Below are 15941 nucleotides of genomic sequence, written 5' to 3'. Positions count from 1 at the left end.
ACCAAACCTGGCGATGCCGCAGCAACCGGATCACACGCATGAGCAGCAGCACGCACCACTGGATCGCCCGACAGGGCAGCGCATTGCAGGGCAGCCTGGCCATTCCCGGCGACAAGTCGGTTTCGCACCGCGCGGTGATGTTTGCCGCGCTGGCCGATGGCGTGTCGCAGATCGACGGCTTTCTCGAGGGCGAAGACACGCGCTCCACCGCAGCCATTTTCGCCCAGCTCGGTGTGCGCATCGACACGCCGTCGGCGTCGCAGCGCATCGTGCATGGCGTCGGCGTGGATGGCCTGCAGCCGCCCAGCCAGGCGCTGGACTGTGGCAACGCCGGCACCGGCATGCGTCTGCTTGCCGGCCTGCTGGCGGCGCAGCGTTTCGACAGCGAGTTGGTCGGTGATGCGTCGCTGTCCAAGCGCCCGATGCGGCGCGTGACCGGCCCGCTGGCACAGATGGGCGCGCGCATCGACACGGAAGACGACGGCACGCCGCCGCTGCGTGTGCGCGGCGGTCAGACCTTGCATGGCATCGACTTCGTCTCGCCGGTCGCCAGCGCGCAGGTCAAATCCGCAGTGCTGCTGGCAGGCCTGTATGCGCAGGGCGAGACCTCGGTCAGCGAGCCGCACCCCACGCGCGATTACACCGAGCGCATGCTGTCCGCGTTCGGCGTGGAGATCGATTTCTCGCCCGGCAAGGCGCGGCTACGCGGTGGTCAGCGTCTGCGTGCGACCGATATTGCAGTGCCTGCCGATTTTTCGTCGGCCGCGTTCTTCATCGTGGCAGCCAGCATCATTCCCGGCTCGGACGTGCTGCTGCGGGCGGTGGGCCTGAATCCACGTCGCACCGGGTTGCTCGCGGCATTGCGGCTGATGGGCGCGGATATCGCCGAAGAACGTCATGCCGAACATGGCGGCGAGCCGGTGGCCGATCTGCGCGTGCGCTATGCGCCATTGCAGGGCGCGCAGATTCCCGAAGCGCTGGTGCCGGACATGATCGACGAATTCCCGGCGCTGTTCGTGGCTGCCGCTGCCGCAACCGGGCAGACGGTGGTTACCGGCGCTGCCGAACTGCGGGTCAAGGAATCCGACCGCCTTGCGGCCATGGCCACCGGGCTGCGCGCGCTGGGGGTGCAGGTGGACGAAACCCCGGATGGCGCGACCATTCATGGCGGCAGCATCGGCAGCGGTGTGATCGAAAGCCATGGTGACCACCGCATTGCGATGGCGTTTGCCATTGCCGGGCAGCTGTCTACCGGCAGCGTGCGGGTCAACGACGTGGCCAATGTCGCAACCTCGTTCCCGGGCTTTGATAGCTTGGCGCGGGGTGCCGGTTTCGGGCTTGAAACGGCCTGAATAACGAGACAGCTTCGGTAGAAAAGCATGCAGTCCTCAGCGGATGAGGACTGCTCGACCAAATCGTGGTGGCTGAGTAACGCCTGGCGGTCGACGCTCGAATGCCGCATTGCAGCCAGCGCAGCGATGCTGCGATCCAGCTTGTCGATGATCCCACTTAGCGCTCTGCGGTGAACTCCACCGGCACCTGCACGCTGCTGACGACGGCATGCCCATCGCGGGTGGCCGGCTCGAAACGCCACTGGCGCAAGCTATCCATCACCGCTGCGTCCAGGCGCAGGTCGTTGCTGCCGCTGCGATCGACGATGGTCACATCGCTCACCTGGCCTTGCACATCCAGTTGCAGGCGCGCGGTGCGGCGGCCTTCGATCCCGGCCTGCGCGATGTCCGACGGATACTTCGGCATCGCATTGCCCGGCAGCGGAATCGCCTCCTGGGTGCTGATCGGCGCGCGTGCGGGTGGGTGCGCGATCATGGTCATCGCACGCGCGCCCTCCGAGGTCGGCAGGATCTGGCGGCTGGCTGCAGGCACGGGACGCGTGTCGGTCGCAAACGATTCGTCGCTGTGTCGGGCCCACCACCAGGTCGGCAGTACTACCAGTACCGCCAGCAGTGTCGCCCACAGCCATGGCGAGGCACCGTCGGCAGTGTCGTCACGCACGCGGTCGTCAGCGTGCGCGGGCCGATGCGGTAACGCCTGCGTGGGATGTGAAGAGGGATTGGAGATGAAGGACATGGCCGGCCTCCTGGCACATCTTTGGGATGACGTGGTCAGTCTGGTCGGCCTTGCCTGAGGCCCAGCTAAGGCAGGGCACTCAGGAAGGTTTAAACGGCGGTAGACATTCAGCTTGGTCAAGCCGAGTCAAGGTCTGGTTCGACCCGCTTTGTCCGATTAATGCGCAGTGATGTTCGTCGATTGCGGCAGTTTGGCCGTCGTTGGTCTGCGGTGCGCACGACGCGGCTTATCGGCCGGGTTTACTGCGCCGGCTTGAACTCGAACGGGATATCCAGACTGCCGGCAACCGGCTGGCCGTTGCGCTGGGCCGGATGGAAGCGCCAGTGACGCACCGCCTCCATCGCGGCGCGATCCAGATCGCGCGAGCCGCTGCGTTGGACCAGCGTCACGCCGCCCGGATTGCCTGCTGCGTCCACGTCCACCCGCACCACCACATCGCCGGCATCGCCGCGACGCAATGCGGCCGACGGATAGCGCGGCGGCGGCATCTGGCCCTGCATCGGCACCGGGCGATCTCCGCCTGCGACCGCCGCGGCGTTCGCCGGTGCTGCATTGCTCGGCGCACCGGCAACCGCGTCCTCCGGCAAGGGCGTCGGCGCGGGCGGGGCTGGCGGTGCAGTTTCCACCAGTGTCGGGGTTTCTTCCGGTGGTTTGGCCTGCGGTATGTCGCTGGCGCCGTCCTGAGCCGGCAGCGGCGCGGGCAGCGGCTGGATGTTGTCGTCGGCCTGCGCACCTGCAGCCGGTTGGGCCGGCGAGGCCTTGTAGAAGTCGTCCTTGCGGCCGGTGGCCCACACCAGCAGGAACAGCAACAGGCCGGCGACGAAGGCGATACCGGCAATTTTCAGGGTGTGGCGGGGCAGACGCAGGACGATCTGACGATCGGACGCAGGGCGGGGCGCGGGCATAGGGCTCACCTGAAGGATCGGGCCAATTCTGGCATAGCGGCGGTGAATCGATCGCAGCAGGTGGCGGAACAGGCGATAATCTCGCGCTTCCTACCGACACACAGACTCCCGATGCTAGATCCGGCCCTGCTTCGTCAACATCCCGCCGACCTTGCCGAGCGCCTGCGCAGCACGCGCAGTTTCTCCCTGGACACTGCGGAACTGGAGTCGCTGGAAAGCGAGCGCAAGCGCATCCAGGTGCGTACGCAGGAACTGCAGAGTCAGCGCAATTCCAAGTCCAAGGCGATCGGGCAGGCCAAGGCCAAGGGCGAGGATGTCACTGCGCTGATGGCCGAAGTGGCCGGTTTCGGCGATGAGCTCAAGGCCTCCGAAGAAGCGCTGGAGGTGATTCGCGCCAAGCTGGAGACCATCGCCCTGGGCCTGCCCAATCTGCCGGCCGACGCTGTGCCGCAGGGCAAGGACGAGAGCGAGAACGTCGAGCAGTCGCGCTGGGGGACGCCGCGCCAGTTCGACTTCCCGGTCAAGGACCATGTGGAACTCGGCGCGCCGCACGGCTGGCTGGACGGCGAGACCGCCGCCAAGTTGTCGGGTGCGCGCTTCACCGTGTTGCGTGGGCCGGTCGCGCGGCTGCACCGCGCGCTGGCGCAATTCATGCTCGACCTGCATGTGGGCGAGCATGGCTACGAAGAAACCAACGTGCCGCTGCTGGTCAATGCCGAGTCGATGCGTGGCACCGGGCAACTGCCCAAGTTCGAGGACGATCTGTTTCAGACCGAAGTGGGCGAGTCGCGCCGCTATCTGATCCCCACCTCCGAAGTACCACTGACCAATATCGTGCGCGACGAAATCATCGATGCTGAACGTCTGCCGCTGCGCATGACCGCACATTCCATGTGCTTCCGCGCCGAAGCCGGCAGCGGTGGCCGCGACACGCGCGGCATGATCCGCCAGCACCAGTTCGAAAAAGTCGAGCTGGTCACCGCCTGCGCGCCGGAACACAGCGACGTCGAACATCAGCGCATGACCCGCTGTGCCGAAGTGGTGCTCGAGAAACTTGGCCTGCCGTATCGCAAGGTGCTGCTGTGCACCGGCGACATGGGCTTCTCTGCGATCAAGACCTACGATCTGGAAGTGTGGCTGCCGTCGCAGGACACCTATCGCGAGATTTCGTCGTGCTCGAACTGCGGCGATTTCCAGGCGCGGCGCATGCAGGCGCGCTGGCGCAATCCGGCCAGCGGCAAGCCGGAGCTGCTGCACACGCTCAACGGCTCGGGCACCGCGGTGGGCCGCGCAATGATCGCGGTGATGGAGAACTACCAGAATGCCGATGGCTCGATCGATGTGCCCGAAGTGCTGCGTCCGTACATGGGCGGGCTCGAGCGGATCGGATAAGAGCGGCCAAGGCACCGGCTGCGCAGCGTCCAGGCGGGCGCGGCCGATGCCTGAAATGGGCGTGCATTTTCATTTTTGATTCCGGGAGGCAGGCAGCCTCGACTGGCGACCGCCTGCTTCGTTTACGCTCGTCAGCTTATTGAGCATGCTGCTGGCGCGGCCGCTCAGCTGCCCAAGTTGCGGTGGTGTAGCAGCTGAAAGCATTGATCTGAAACGGGGCCAGCACTGGCCCCGTTTGCATTTCCATGGTGGACGGCCTGCTGTATCGCCCGGACGACCCAGGCAGATCTAGCAAGCGCTACCTGCCACCCTCAGCGTTGGGCGCTGCGCGTTGCCATGGCGAAAACGATGCAGCTCAGCACGCAGAAGTCCGATGTTCGGCTGCGCGAAACTACATTTCTGATGTATCAGGTCGTTGCTCTGTTGGAATAAAGGTGATTAAATGTAACTTATCGTTCTATCCATGGATGCATGCGCCATGCACGACCTGAATGACCTGTACTACTTCGCGATGGTGGTGGACCACGGCGGCTTTGCTGCGGCCGAGCGTGCGCTCGGGATCCCCAAATCGCGCCTGAGCCGCCGTATCAGCCAGCTCGAAACCGACCTGGGCGTGCGCCTGTTGCAGCGCTCCACGCGCCGCTTTGCGGTCACCGACGTCGGCACCAGCGTGCATCGGCACGCGCAGACCATGCTGGCCGAAGCCCAGGCCGCGCGCGAAGTGGTGGATCGTCTCAGTGCCGAGCCGCGTGGCCTTGTGCGCGTGAGCGTTCCGGTCTCGCTGGCGCAGATCCAGTTGCCCAAGCTGTTGCCGGAGTTTCTGGCCAAGTATCCCAAGGTGCGGCTGCAACTCAACATCAGCAATCGCCGCGTCGACGTCATCAACGAGGGCTACGACATCGCGCTGCGTGTGCGCTCGCGCCTGGACGACGACGGCAGCCTGGTGATGCGCAGCTTCGGCCAAGTGCAGGAGTTGCTGGTGGCTAGCCCCAAGTATCTGGACCGCGCCGGCCGCCCCAAGGACCCGAGCGAGCTGGCCAACCACACCACCATGAGCACCAGCGAGGACGAAGCGCATCAGCGCTGGGAACTGCACGGCCCCAACGGCGAGATGCGCCGCGTGGACCTGCAGCCGCGTCTGGCCGGTTTCGATTTTCCGCTGCTGCAGTCGATGGCGCGCGATGGCTTCGGCATCACCATGCTGCCGGAAACCGTGTGCGCCCAGGCAGTGCGCAGCGGCGAGCTGGAAGTGGTGCTGCCGCACTGGTCGCTGCCGCAGGGCATCTGCCATGCCGTGTTCGCCTCGCGTCGCGGCCTGTTGCCGGCGGTGCGCGTGTTCATCGACTTCCTGGCCGAACACCTGCCGCAGGAAATCGAGCGCTCGCGTCTGGATTGCGGCGGCAATTGCGCCGAGCTGGCCGAGAAGCTCAAGCGTGCGGCCGCGACCGCACCGCGCCTGGCCGTAGCCGAAGCCGGCTAAGCGCTACGTCTGCTCGTCGACTTCGGTGCAGCGCGATGTCGCTTAGCAACGTTGCTTGAGGCGGCGGAGTGAAACCGTCCCGCGCAGTCTTGTGACTCGGTAGACGGCGGCGCTTAGCAAAGAGCGCCCGGGCATGCGAGAATGCGCGCCCGGGAGTAACCCTGGGTAGAGGGCACCGCGCAAAGCGGTGTCCATCGACAGCGTTCCGCGCGAGGCGCAAGCCTGATCACCCGATGTCGTCGGCGATCACGCAAAGCAGCATCGGAGAGATGGCCGAGCGGTTTAAGGCACCGGTCTTGAAAACCGGCGAAGGGTCAAACCTTCCGTGGGTTCGAATCCCACTCTCTCCGCCAGTCACGTCTAAGTTATTGATTTTAATCACTAATTTTTTTAGGCGAATTGATTGGAGGCAGGAAGCATGCAGAGGAAAAACTCGCATGCGCATCCCTCATCATCTGAGCCGGTCGTCCACCGGCCGCTGGTCGTTCGTCCAACGTGTGCCCGTCGATTTGCAAACCGTGATGGGCTGCCGGCTTATCAAACGCACCCTGCAAACGAAGGACTTGGCACAGGCCCACGTGCGTGCGGTCGTGCTGGGGGCGGGCTATGCTCGGCTCTTCGCACAGTTGAAGGATCAACGCGTGACCAAGCTCAGCAAGTCGGACGCGGATCTGCTCATTGCGCGTTTGACGAGCGCAGAAAATCTTCAGGACCTGACGCTCAACCGCACCCGCCAGCCGGATGGCACGGTGACGGAGCAGTGGCAGATCGACAGCCCGAAGGACTTGAAGCTGTATCGGCAGCTCATGGAGTTGGAAGCGATGGCCGGCGCTGCCTTGCAGGCTCGGGCCCACCCGGTTGCCGTGCCAACCATGTTTGGCTCAACGCATGCTGGCCCAAGTAGGCAGTCATCTGCGCCGGCCATCGAAACGATGACGCTGGGCAAAGCCCGTGACGCCTTTCTGGCGACACTCAAGGGCTCGACGCTGCCCAAGACCTACACCATCAAGAAAACCGCCATTGAGGCGTTGGTGTCGTTTCTGGGACCGACAATGAAGGTCCATGCCATCACCCGGTCGGATTTGGCACGGTGGTATCAAGACATGCGGGGAAAGGGAGCTTCCACTCCGACGCTCACCAACAAGCAGAGCTACATCGGAGGCAAGGGAGGATTTTTCGAATGGGCCATGGCGTCGGGGCACTACCCCCGTGGCGACAACCCGGCAAGCGGTCATGTGAGCTACTCCCAGCGCGAGAAGCGTGCGAGGAAGAAGCTTGGCTTCAAGGCCTACGATCGGGCGCAGATCCAGGCGCTTTTCGCTCCTGAGGCGCTGGCCAAACTGCCCGAATCGGCTCGCTGGGCCTCGCTCATTGGACTTTTTACGGGGGCCAGGGCCTCGGAAGTGGGGCAGCTTCTGGTCAAGGATGTGTTAGAAGAGGACGGCATTCTTTGCATCCGTATTTCGGACGACGGCGAGCACCAGAAGGTCAAGACCGAAGTGAGCCTCCGCACGGTGCCCCTCCATCCCGAGCTCCTCAAGATGGGCTTCCTGGGTTGGGTAGATGCAAAGCGCAAGGCAAGTGAAACGAGGCTATTCCCTGCTGCCAAGGCCACGGCGGTCAATGGACAAGGCAACTGGATCACCAAAGCATTCAGTCGGCACCTAGCTGACGTTGGAAAGGATTGGGAGCCCGCTAAGCGCGGCTTCCACTCCCTCCGAAAAACGTTTATCCAAGAGTTGCAGGGTGCGGGCGTGGTGTCGGAACTGCGCGCCCAGATCGTGGGGCATGAGATCGATGATGAGCATCATTCGACCTATAGTCGTTATTTCACAGCGGTGGAGAAGCTAGGCGGACTCGGTGCGCATTCACCAGGTATAACGTCCCTTGTTTGGGGCCTCCGATGACATCGCCCGCGTGGACGATGGCCCAAGCACCGGCAACGGTTGAGCGTCTTCCTAGTCTCATTGGTTGAGGGCAAACACTTGGCGGTGAATCCGTTGGCGGGCCTCCGGGCGATTTCTACGCCTGATTCGGAAGACATCGGCTCGCCTTTCACGGACGCCGAGTTGAAGGCGATCTTTGACCCGGTGGAGTTTCCGAAGTGCGTCGAAGTATCCGCATGGCTGGTTTGGGTCGATACTCGGGCTCTACTCGGGGGCTCGGGTCAATGAGATTGGGCAGCTCCGATTGGACGACATCAAGACCATCGACGGGGTGCCCGGCTTCTTCGTGCGCCAGGGCAGCAAGGGGAAGAGCGTCAAGAACAAGAACAGTCGCCGCTTCGTCCCGCTGGCCCAACCGGTGATCGATTGCGGCTCCCTGGATTACGTGAAAGAGGCCCGGCAGGCAGGGCTAGATCGCCTGCTCCCTAACCTGCCCAATTCGACGGGGCTAGGTTACGGACGGCAGCTGAGCCGCCAGTTTTCCGTCTACGTCAAGCGGCAAGGAGTGCCGGACAAGGGGCAGGGGTTCCACGGGTTCCGCCACACCATCGCTTCAAAGCTGGACGAGGCGGGAGTGTCTGCATCGGCGATTGGAGCCCTCACGGGGCATGGACTAGACAAACCGTGTTGGAGAAGTTCTACGTTGATCGGCGGAGCTTGCCGGACCGGGTGGCGACGCTCGCTCGGTTTCAGCCCACTGTCTCACTCCCTAATTAAAGCCACGTGCAATTTTCACAAAAGTTGAAGCCTTAAGATTTCCTCAAATGACCCGGGGTGACCATAGAGACAAGGCGTGCAGAAATCGGACATTCATTGAAAGTGGTTCAACGTAAGACTATTGAGTAGGCCAGATATAGCGTGTTCAACTTGCCATTGTTAGCTCACCGCTCCGTGCGCTTAGGTATGGAGTTGTTTTACGGAAAATTTGCAAATCAGAGGTTTTGTGCTATATTTGATCTGTGAAGGAGGGTTTAATATGTTTAGATTTCTAGATTTTTTAGGCCTAAGCTTTCGGATCAAGATCGGTTGGCTATTCGATCGCTCAGATCTGAGAAGGTGATACGCATGTCCGACGGGGCCTTTTATGTGGATCCTAGAGACTTGAAAAAAGAGTTGAGTGAGCTATCTGAGCAAACTCGACATTTAGTAGAGTAATTCTTGTGGGCCAAGGATGGGGTTACTTCTCATATTGCCACTTCTGGTTAGTGGCTATCTGGTTTGTTTGAACGACAGGTTTGTATTTTCGAGGCTGCACCGATATGGGGGGCAGCTTTTATATTTTTTGGCTGCATACCAAGGGCTTAAATGTTTTGGTGCTGCCTTTGCCATCATTTCTGTATTTGCTTGGGCGACTAGTGGCTTAAGTATTCCGCTATGCATTCCAATTTCAAAAAATTGTGCTGCTACTAATTTAGATTTGCTGCAAAGGTCAGCTGCTCTCATCTTTAGCGTCGATCCGTCCCTCACTCTTAAAGCTCAAGTATTCTCTTTTTTTATTCTGGTCGGTTGCCTCACATGTGTAATGCCATATGTGTTCGCGTTCTTCTCCTATAAATATTACATTTTTAAATTTTTCCTTAGAAAAGGCGCTTATGAAGAAACTCTGGGGGAAGAATTAGTTGAAAATGCGCCGCTGACGACTCCCCTTAAGGCTAAAGCTCGCGGAATTCTGAAGTCTAAGTTTGGTAATTTTCTTGCGAAAGATTCTATAAAGCATCATCCAATTGCGAGTGTTCTGGTTCAATCCTTAACTGGTTCAATACCTATCATGGTGACCATGGAGGATAGGAAGGTCTACGTCGGTTTTGTCACCGCGATCGGATCAATGTCGGAGGTGTCGAGCCCCCTGGAAAATTTCGGAGTATCGCCAGTTCTGAGTGGATATAGAGATAAAGATACCTTAAAGGTAATTTTTACTTACAAATATCCGGTGGACGATGAAGCCTTTAAACAAGGTGCAAAGAGCAGTGTAGGCGCGCAGCCAAGTGAAATATTCTTGAAGCTTGAAAATATATCTTCAATAACGCGCTATGATAAGGACTTGAAAAGCAAAGTAATTGAAACTCCATTGCCTGAGTCCACTAATCAAGGCGCGGCCCCACTGCACGTAATTCCCTTGGAGACGGAGCGTGTCGATAAAGGGTTGGTTCGATGGCTAAGGAAATGGTTAATTCAAAAAATTGCCTGATTAGCTCTATCTTGTAGCTTCAGTAATTTCATGTTTCCCCCTAAATCAGCTCAATTCTAAGGCGGCGATGGTTCTTTGGCTGAAAAATGCCTGGTCAGCATTTCGTGGTTCTGCCGGTAAGGGCGCTTCGCCTTCCTCAGGCCTCGCCGGGCAAGCAGCGGCCGGACGATGAAGCCTAACGGCCCGGGAAGAGCAGGATGCTTAGAAGAACTCACCGTGTTAGCTGCAACCACAACACCAGTAGCACCATGGGAAGGCCACTCAGCACCGAGGTGACCCAAAAGCTCCCATCACGGTCAGCGGGGTCATCACCCACCACTGTGCCCAGCTGAAGCCCTGGTCGCGCCGCCGAGCATCGCAGGCCTCCTGCGGATAGAGCCGCTCCGCCCTCCTCAGTCCTCGCCGAGCCATGAGCGGCCCAACGATGAAGCCGAGCGGACCCAGGAAGAGCAGGCAGGGCTGCCGGTTCGGGGGGCATGCTGCGCGATAGCGGTATGGCGAGATAGCGGGCATGCCTTGCATCACCGCGAAGCTCGTTTCGACTTGTTCGTGGCTATCGACTTGAGAGCGATCTGCTGGTCACTGGCCCTGACCTCGGCAAGTGGTCCTTTCAAGGCTCCGAGCTGTAAGGCACCAGATTCCGTAATGGTTAACGAACTCAACCTGGACGACTGTTTGGCGTTTCGGTCGTAAGCAATGGCAATGAGGCCGTGGGCATTGAATACCAAAGCGCTGGCTCCAATGGCCACGCAGCCAGCGGAAGCCTTCTTCGCGCCGGCGTCTACCATGACTAAGCGAAATCCTTTGAACGTCATGTCCGCACTGACGTGCCAGCCCGTATTGATAGCCGCCTTGGCCTCAGGGGATGGGTTGGGCAGCGACGACAGAGGGCATCGCTCGTCGGCCTGCAGGGGTTGCTTTACCGGCGGCAGCTGAGTGGTGGGCACCAGCCTTAGGGAACCAACGCGCTCGGTCGAAAAAGCAGGGGTTCCTGCATTCAACGGGGGCGTCACTGATGAGTTCGCTGTTGTTTCTACTGTCGTCTTATCTGGTGCGCGCTCTACATCAGCGGTGCGGAGCGCTAGCGCTACCGTCATGGTCAAGATGATCACTGAAGAAACAGCTAAGGGAGCCCAATCCGCAGCGTTTTGCGGTGCCCAAGCTGGTAATGAGGAAGGAGCAGCGCGAGTGGCCATGGCCCATCATAGATTGGGTTGATTGTCAGAGCTATGATGTCGCTTCAAGCCAATGGACAGGGAGATCCAGCGTAATGAACGATTTTGAACAGGTGCCTTTCGGCGCCAGCGATTTTGCCGAAAACCCCGAGAACCGGTGCGCGTGCCTACTTCTGCTGGACACATCAGGTTCCATGGGCGGCAAGCCCATCGAGCAGCTCAACGCTGGCCTGCTGCAGTTTCAGGAAGAACTGAACTCGGACTCGCTCGCTGCCAAGCGGGTGGAGGTCGCCATTGTCACCTTCGGTCCGGTCCAGACCGTGATGGACTTTGTCACGGCAGAGAGCTTTTATCCTCCCGTGCTGTCGTGCACTGGGGACACCCCGATGGGCGCAGCGATTGAGCAAGGCTTGGAGATGGTTCGGCAACGCAAGGAGATCTACAAAGCCAACGGCGTTTCCTACTACCGACCTTGGGTGTTTCTCATCACCGATGGTTCGCCGACCGACGCATGGCAACGCGCTGCAGCTTTGGTCCGGGAAGGGGAGGCAACGAAGAATTTCCAGTTTTTCGCGGTTGGCGTGCAGGGGGCAGACATGGACATCCTCGGCCAAATCTCGACGCGCGCACCGCTGCATCTGAAGGGGCTCCAGTTCAAGGAACTCTTCAAGTGGCTGTCCAACTCCATGAGCGCGGTGTCCCGTTCGACCCCTGGAGATAATGTGCCCCTGGTCAACCCCGCAGCCCCGGACGGCTGGGCCAGCGTGTAATGGATCTCCAGGATTGGCGCGTCGTTGCGGCCTCATCCATTGGCACCTCCCACATCAAGTTTGGAACGGACTGCCAGGACGCCTATGAACAGGAATTCTTTCCAGAGCACGGCACCGTGCTCTTGGTGGCGTCGGATGGTGCGGGAAGTGCATCTCAATCAGAGACCGGTGCGAAGCTGGCGACGTCGGAGATTCGGGACTGTGTGCGCAACCACTTTGAAGACGGCCATGGCGTCGAAGAGATAACGCGGGACGTTGTCTTGAACTGGCTCGCCGGCGTTACGACCCGTATTGCGCACAGGGCTGTGGCCGACGGGTTGGAGGTCAGAGAGTATGCCTGCACGTTGGTGGCGGCCATCGTCTCCCCGACGCATGCATGCTTCTTCCAGGTGGGCGACGGGGCCATTGTTATTCGCCCTCGCGGCGATGATTGGGCCTATGTGTTTTGGCCCCAGCACGGGGAATACATAAACACGACCGTCTTCGTCACCGATCCGGCTGCCGTGTTGAACGCGGAGTTCTCCTGCAATGTGGGCGCGGTGGATGAGGTCGCGGTGTTCACCGATGGCATCGAAGCATTGGTGCTCCACCAGGCCACGCAAAGCGTTCATTCGCCTTTCTTCGACAAAATATTTGCTCCCGTTCGCGCGTTGGAAAGCCCGGGCTACAGCGAAGAATTGTCCTCCAAGCTGGAAGCTTATCTTGCCTCGCCGGTGATCTGCGAGCGGACGGACGACGACAAGACGCTCCTGCTTGCCAGTCGGCTGGCGAAGCTACCAGACGCACCGGCGTCAGTAGAGGACGCCTAAGTGGTTTCACCTGCTCTGGTTGGTAAATCCGGACCGGTTCGGCTGGGAAAGCAACTGGGCAAAGGGGGAGAGGGAACGGTCTTCGAGGTCGAGGGGAGGCCGGACTCGGCTGCCAAAATCTATTTGGCTGCGGTAAGCAGTGAGAGAGCCGACAAGCTGGTGGCCATGGCTGCCCTTCGGACCGCTGCGCTGGATCAGCTCACTGCCTGGCCTACTGACGTGCTGCGGCAATCCGATGGCAAGGTCTGTGGCTTTGTGATGGCCAACCTTCGCGCATCGAAGGACATTCATAAGCTCTACAGCCCCAAAAGCCGCTTGGCGGACTTTCCCCAGGCAGACTGGAGGCTAGTGGTTCGTGCCGCCTTGAACACTGCGCGAGCATTCTCGGTTATCCACCAAGCAGGTCACTTGGTTGGGGACGTCAATCACGGCGGTGTGCGGGTGTCACCGGATGCGACCGTGAAGCTGATCGACACAGACAGCTTCCAGATTTCGCATCAAGGGCGCACCTTCCTCTGTGAGGTCGGCGTCCAGGACTTCACACCGCCCGAGCTCCACGGAAAGGCCTTCAAACAAGTCACGCGAACCGCCAACCACGACAACTTCGGCTTGGCCGTCCTGATTTTTCAGATGCTCATGAACGGTCGGCATCCCTTTGCTGGCCGATACAGCGGGCCGGGCGACATGCCAATCGAGAAGGCGATCCCTGAGTTCCGCTACGCCTACGGCAAAGACACTGCGCGCACCCGCATGAAGCCCCCGCCATTGAGTGCCTCGCCGGCCGCGGCATCGCCTTGGGTTGCAGACCTCTGGGAAAAGGCCTTTGGCATCGAGGGGGCCAAGCCGGGCGGGCGGCCCAAGGCAGAAGACTGGGTCCAGGCCCTGACGAAGCTGGAGCAGCACTTCAAACGGTGTTCTTCCAGGCCGTCCCATTCCTATTTCAATGGGCTGGCTGAGTGCCCATGGTGTCCAATTGAACGCGCCGGGATTTCGCTCTTTGGCGGTGCAGCGGTCGTCATCCCCAAGCTGGCCTCCGGTCCCTTCAACCTGGATGCGATTTGGCGAGATATCACGACAGCAGTGTTGCCACCCATGCATGCGCTGCCACAGGTGAAGGTAGTGCCTGCCAATCCCCAGATTCAAGCATTGGGCCGCAGGCACACCTTCTGGAAAACGACCGGGTGGCTGGTGGGGCTGCTTATTGTGGTGCTTGGCATCGCGCTTTCTGCGGTGCTAGCCCCCGTGTGGGCGTGTCTGGGGTGGGCGATGGGCGCGTGGGTCAACAGCCGTGGCCGTTCGGACTTTGCACCACTGGCGTCCGGCTATAAGCAAGCGAAAGCCCAATACGACGGGCTCGTCGCTCGATGGAAGCAAGAGCAAGCGGACACTCAGCTTCAAGCGAAGCAGAATCAGCTTCGTCCGCTGCGGGATGAGCATGCCGGTCTGCATGCGGAACGAGAAAGGCGTTATCGAGCGCTGTCCAACAATCGCGAACAGATCGCACGCAAACAGTTCTTGGATCAGTTCGAGATTGAGCGAGCCACTATTCCGGGCATCGGGGCGGCGAAGAAAGTCATGCTGGAATCGTTTGGCATCGAGACGGCAGCAGATGTGAATCGCAATGCGGTTCTAAACGTTCCGGGGTTTGGGCCCGCGCTGACCGACCGCCTTATGAAGTGGCGACAGGAAAAAGAAGCACGATTCCACTTCAACCCGAACTCAGCAATCGATCCCAGGCAGGTCGCGGATTTAGATCGAACCATTCAAGCAAGAAAGGCCCAAATCGAGGCAGACCTGGTGGCCGGCCGCAGTGCCATTCTCCAGATGCGACAGGCCGCGATGGCTCGTCGCAGGTCTTTAGAGGAAGCCATGAGTGCCGCGGTGGAAGATTTCTCACAGAGGACAGCAGACGCTAGGGCTGCCGGGGTTCTTTAAAAGTCATTGCTGACAGAGGCGATCGCTAGGGCAGCTCTCTAGGCATGACTCGGGATAGGCCCTCAATGGCTGAGGCGAACCCAGCGGCTGATCCCAGACGAGAAATCTGTAGTAGCTCGTTGAGGCCGGTGTCGCTGCGCAGGGCGACCTCTTCGTATTGGCATACCGGCAGCTCCCGATTGTCCTTGAAGCGGCGGTCAGGGCCTCCTTTCTTATTGACGTAACGCCATGTCCGATCCACAACCGTTGCATCACGCGGAACGCTGCCATCCTCAATAAAGCGAGTGGATGACACCAGCACCTGTAGCTCTTTGTAGCCCACCGCGCCAACGCCATTCGCGTCGTAGATCAGAACACGGTCCGGGAAAAAATGGAGTGCCTGGGTTCCGACATTGACGGCGATGGTCTTGATGTTCGTTTTGACAAATGGGGGCGGTGCTGAGGCAAAGCGCGTCGGCTTGCGCTTAACAAGGGTTCCAGCCCCAGCGTGGTATTTCCGGTCGAAGACCTTGGCGTGGGAGGACACGTGCCACGTGGCATAAGCGGAGGCCATGGTTTGGGCTCCTGCGTGGAGTGCTTCCAATGCCTTCTGCATCGGCTCGTCCAGCTCATACATCAGAACTACCGTCTTCCGGAGTTGGTCCTTCAAATGCGCTGCGATAATGCCTCCCACGCTCAAGAGAGCCAGCATAACCAGCGCCCAGTCCGGGGCTTCGTTGCCAGTCGCAATCAAAAGCACCAGCGCCGAAACCATAGCGACGCCTGGCCACATGCGCCATCTCTTCTTCTTTGCATTGAGCTCTTCCAGCAATGCTTGGGAGGACGAGTCCACAATCGTGGTCGCGTCAGCCGAATCTATGTCGACCATCGGGCCATGCGTGCGCGAAATTTCAGGCCATTGTGGGGGTGAAGACGGGGAGTGCTGGGCACCAGGCACGGGACGGACGGAACCGCGTGGTGACACCGGGCGAGGACGCGTGGCTCCCGAAGGGATGGTTGCGCGGTAGTAAATGCCGCCTGCACCCATGTGCACGTAGTTACCCCGCGGACCAGTTCCGACCCGGAGCCCCTTGATTCCGGCCGAGACGCCAATCCCGCCCTTCGACAAGTTGAACCGCAGAGGTCCAACCCTTACGCTTTTGCGCAGATAAAGTCCCATGTTCAGGCCCCCCCTAGCAGGCTGCTGAAATACCAGTCGCGACGAAGCAATCATCGGCCAACGTGTGAGCCAGCAACTGCGATGCTGATCGCTT

Annotated in this window: 12 protein-coding genes, 1 tRNA gene and 3 pseudogenes; 10 read left to right on the top strand and 6 right to left on the bottom strand. The window is 60.3% G+C overall.

Translation table 11 applies throughout. The features are described 5' to 3' along the window. Positions 1–38 precede the first annotated feature (38 nt). Positions 39–1352, top strand: a complete 1314-nt coding sequence (gene aroA / locus XarjCFBP7645_RS13600; protein WP_047125564.1) for a 3-phosphoshikimate 1-carboxyvinyltransferase — start codon at positions 39–41, stop codon at positions 1350–1352. A gap of 157 nt (positions 1353–1509) precedes the next feature. Here the strand turns inward: aroA and XarjCFBP7645_RS13595 are convergent, their stop codons facing one another. Both XarjCFBP7645_RS13595 and XarjCFBP7645_RS13590 read right to left on the bottom strand, forming a co-directional pair. Beyond that, positions 1510–2088, bottom strand: coding sequence for an energy transducer TonB (locus XarjCFBP7645_RS13595; RefSeq protein ID WP_080959902.1), 579 nt, complete (start codon positions 2086–2088; stop codon positions 1510–1512). Positions 2089–2327: 239 nt separating this feature from the next. After that, complete coding sequence (locus XarjCFBP7645_RS13590; protein WP_047125563.1) at positions 2328–2993, bottom strand: energy transducer TonB; 666 nt, start codon at positions 2991–2993, stop codon at positions 2328–2330. A 111-nt stretch (positions 2994–3104) separates the two neighbouring features. On the opposite strand from XarjCFBP7645_RS13590, the gene serS reads away from it, so the two are divergent. The 6 genes and pseudogenes from serS (at position 3105) to XarjCFBP7645_RS13560 (ending at position 9999) form a co-directional block, all read left to right on the top strand. Further along, positions 3105–4385: a serine--tRNA ligase gene (gene serS, locus XarjCFBP7645_RS13585; RefSeq protein WP_104537958.1), complete on the top strand. Its 1281-nt coding sequence runs from the start codon at positions 3105–3107 to the stop codon at positions 4383–4385. Positions 4386–4848: 463 nt separating this feature from the next. After that, a complete protein-coding gene (locus tag XarjCFBP7645_RS13580; protein ID WP_016903391.1) occupies positions 4849–5865 on the top strand; it encodes a LysR family transcriptional regulator in 1017 nt (338 codons plus the stop codon). A gap of 263 nt (positions 5866–6128) precedes the next feature. After that, positions 6129–6218 (top strand) — tRNA-Ser (locus XarjCFBP7645_RS13575). Positions 6219–6302: 84 nt separating this feature from the next. Further along, positions 6303–7772, top strand: a complete 1470-nt coding sequence (locus XarjCFBP7645_RS13570) for a site-specific integrase (protein ID WP_104537957.1) — start codon at positions 6303–6305, stop codon at positions 7770–7772. 8 nt (positions 7773–7780) lie between these two features. Further along, positions 7781–8528, top strand: a pseudogene (locus XarjCFBP7645_RS13565) (site-specific integrase); the annotation flags it as partial. 454 nt (positions 8529–8982) lie between these two features. Continuing rightward, positions 8983–9999 (top strand): hypothetical protein, encoded by a 1017-nt coding sequence (locus XarjCFBP7645_RS13560; RefSeq protein ID WP_104537956.1) that lies wholly within the window; start codon positions 8983–8985, stop codon positions 9997–9999. 211 nt (positions 10000–10210) lie between these two features. On the opposite strand, the pseudogene XarjCFBP7645_RS21965 reads toward XarjCFBP7645_RS13560, so the two are convergent. Then, positions 10211–10512 (bottom strand): annotated as a pseudogene (locus XarjCFBP7645_RS21965) (hypothetical protein). Positions 10513–10520: 8 nt separating this feature from the next. After that, positions 10521–11111, bottom strand: a complete 591-nt coding sequence (locus tag XarjCFBP7645_RS13555; RefSeq protein ID WP_146096342.1) for a hypothetical protein — start codon at positions 11109–11111, stop codon at positions 10521–10523. Between the two features lie 158 nt (positions 11112–11269). Between XarjCFBP7645_RS13555 and XarjCFBP7645_RS13550 the strand changes: the two genes are divergently transcribed. Genes XarjCFBP7645_RS13550 through XarjCFBP7645_RS13540 form a run of 3 tightly spaced genes read left to right on the top strand, consistent with a single transcriptional unit; the run spans position 11270 to position 14688 of the window. Further along, positions 11270–11944, top strand: a complete 675-nt coding sequence (locus XarjCFBP7645_RS13550) for a vWA domain-containing protein (protein WP_104537954.1) — start codon at positions 11270–11272, stop codon at positions 11942–11944. Further along, positions 11944–12753: a PP2C family serine/threonine-protein phosphatase gene (locus XarjCFBP7645_RS13545; protein ID WP_055828886.1), complete on the top strand. Its 810-nt coding sequence runs from the start codon at positions 11944–11946 to the stop codon at positions 12751–12753. Before XarjCFBP7645_RS13550 ends, XarjCFBP7645_RS13545 begins: the two co-directional genes overlap by 1 nt. After that, on the top strand, positions 12754–14688 hold the full coding sequence (locus tag XarjCFBP7645_RS13540; RefSeq protein ID WP_104537953.1) for a helix-hairpin-helix domain-containing protein: 1935 nt from the start codon (positions 12754–12756) through the stop codon (positions 14686–14688). It begins immediately after the preceding gene. Between the two features lie 25 nt (positions 14689–14713). Here XarjCFBP7645_RS13540 and XarjCFBP7645_RS13535 read toward each other — a convergent pair whose 3' ends face one another. Both XarjCFBP7645_RS13535 and XarjCFBP7645_RS21960 read right to left on the bottom strand, forming a co-directional pair. After that, entirely contained in the window at positions 14714–15556 is an 843-nt protein-coding gene (locus XarjCFBP7645_RS13535; RefSeq protein ID WP_243849075.1) for a hypothetical protein, read from the bottom strand. 144 nt (positions 15557–15700) lie between these two features. Next, a pseudogene (locus XarjCFBP7645_RS21960) lies at positions 15701–15847 on the bottom strand (DUF4236 domain-containing protein); the annotation flags it as partial. Between the last annotated feature and the right edge of the window lie 94 nt (positions 15848–15941).

The organism is Xanthomonas arboricola, assembly GCF_002940665.1.
Taxonomy (GTDB): Bacteria; Pseudomonadota; Gammaproteobacteria; order Xanthomonadales; family Xanthomonadaceae; genus Xanthomonas; species Xanthomonas arboricola_B.
The sequence above is the reverse complement of the archived record's forward strand: the minus strand, read 5'-3'. Positions and strand labels throughout refer to the sequence as shown.

Excerpts from the sequence above, each read along its gene's own strand:
- aroA (WP_047125564.1), top strand. The coding sequence starts at position 39 with ATGAGCAGCAGCACGCACCACTGGATCGCCCGACAGGGCAGCGCATTG.
- XarjCFBP7645_RS13595 (WP_080959902.1), bottom strand. The coding sequence starts at position 2,088 with ATGTCCTTCATCTCCAATCCCTCTTCACATCCCACGCAGGCGTTACCG.
- XarjCFBP7645_RS13590 (WP_047125563.1), bottom strand. The coding sequence starts at position 2,993 with ATGCCCGCGCCCCGCCCTGCGTCCGATCGTCAGATCGTCCTGCGTCTG.
- serS (WP_104537958.1), top strand. The coding sequence starts at position 3,105 with ATGCTAGATCCGGCCCTGCTTCGTCAACATCCCGCCGACCTTGCCGAG.
- XarjCFBP7645_RS13580 (WP_016903391.1), top strand. The coding sequence starts at position 4,849 with ATGGATGCATGCGCCATGCACGACCTGAATGACCTGTACTACTTCGCG.
- XarjCFBP7645_RS13570 (WP_104537957.1), top strand. The coding sequence starts at position 6,303 with ATGCGCATCCCTCATCATCTGAGCCGGTCGTCCACCGGCCGCTGGTCG.
- XarjCFBP7645_RS13560 (WP_104537956.1), top strand. The coding sequence starts at position 8,983 with ATGGGGTTACTTCTCATATTGCCACTTCTGGTTAGTGGCTATCTGGTT.
- XarjCFBP7645_RS13550 (WP_104537954.1), top strand. The coding sequence starts at position 11,270 with ATGAACGATTTTGAACAGGTGCCTTTCGGCGCCAGCGATTTTGCCGAA.
- XarjCFBP7645_RS13545 (WP_055828886.1), top strand. The coding sequence starts at position 11,944 with ATGGATCTCCAGGATTGGCGCGTCGTTGCGGCCTCATCCATTGGCACC.
- XarjCFBP7645_RS13535 (WP_243849075.1), bottom strand. The coding sequence starts at position 15,556 with ATGGTCGACATAGATTCGGCTGACGCGACCACGATTGTGGACTCGTCC.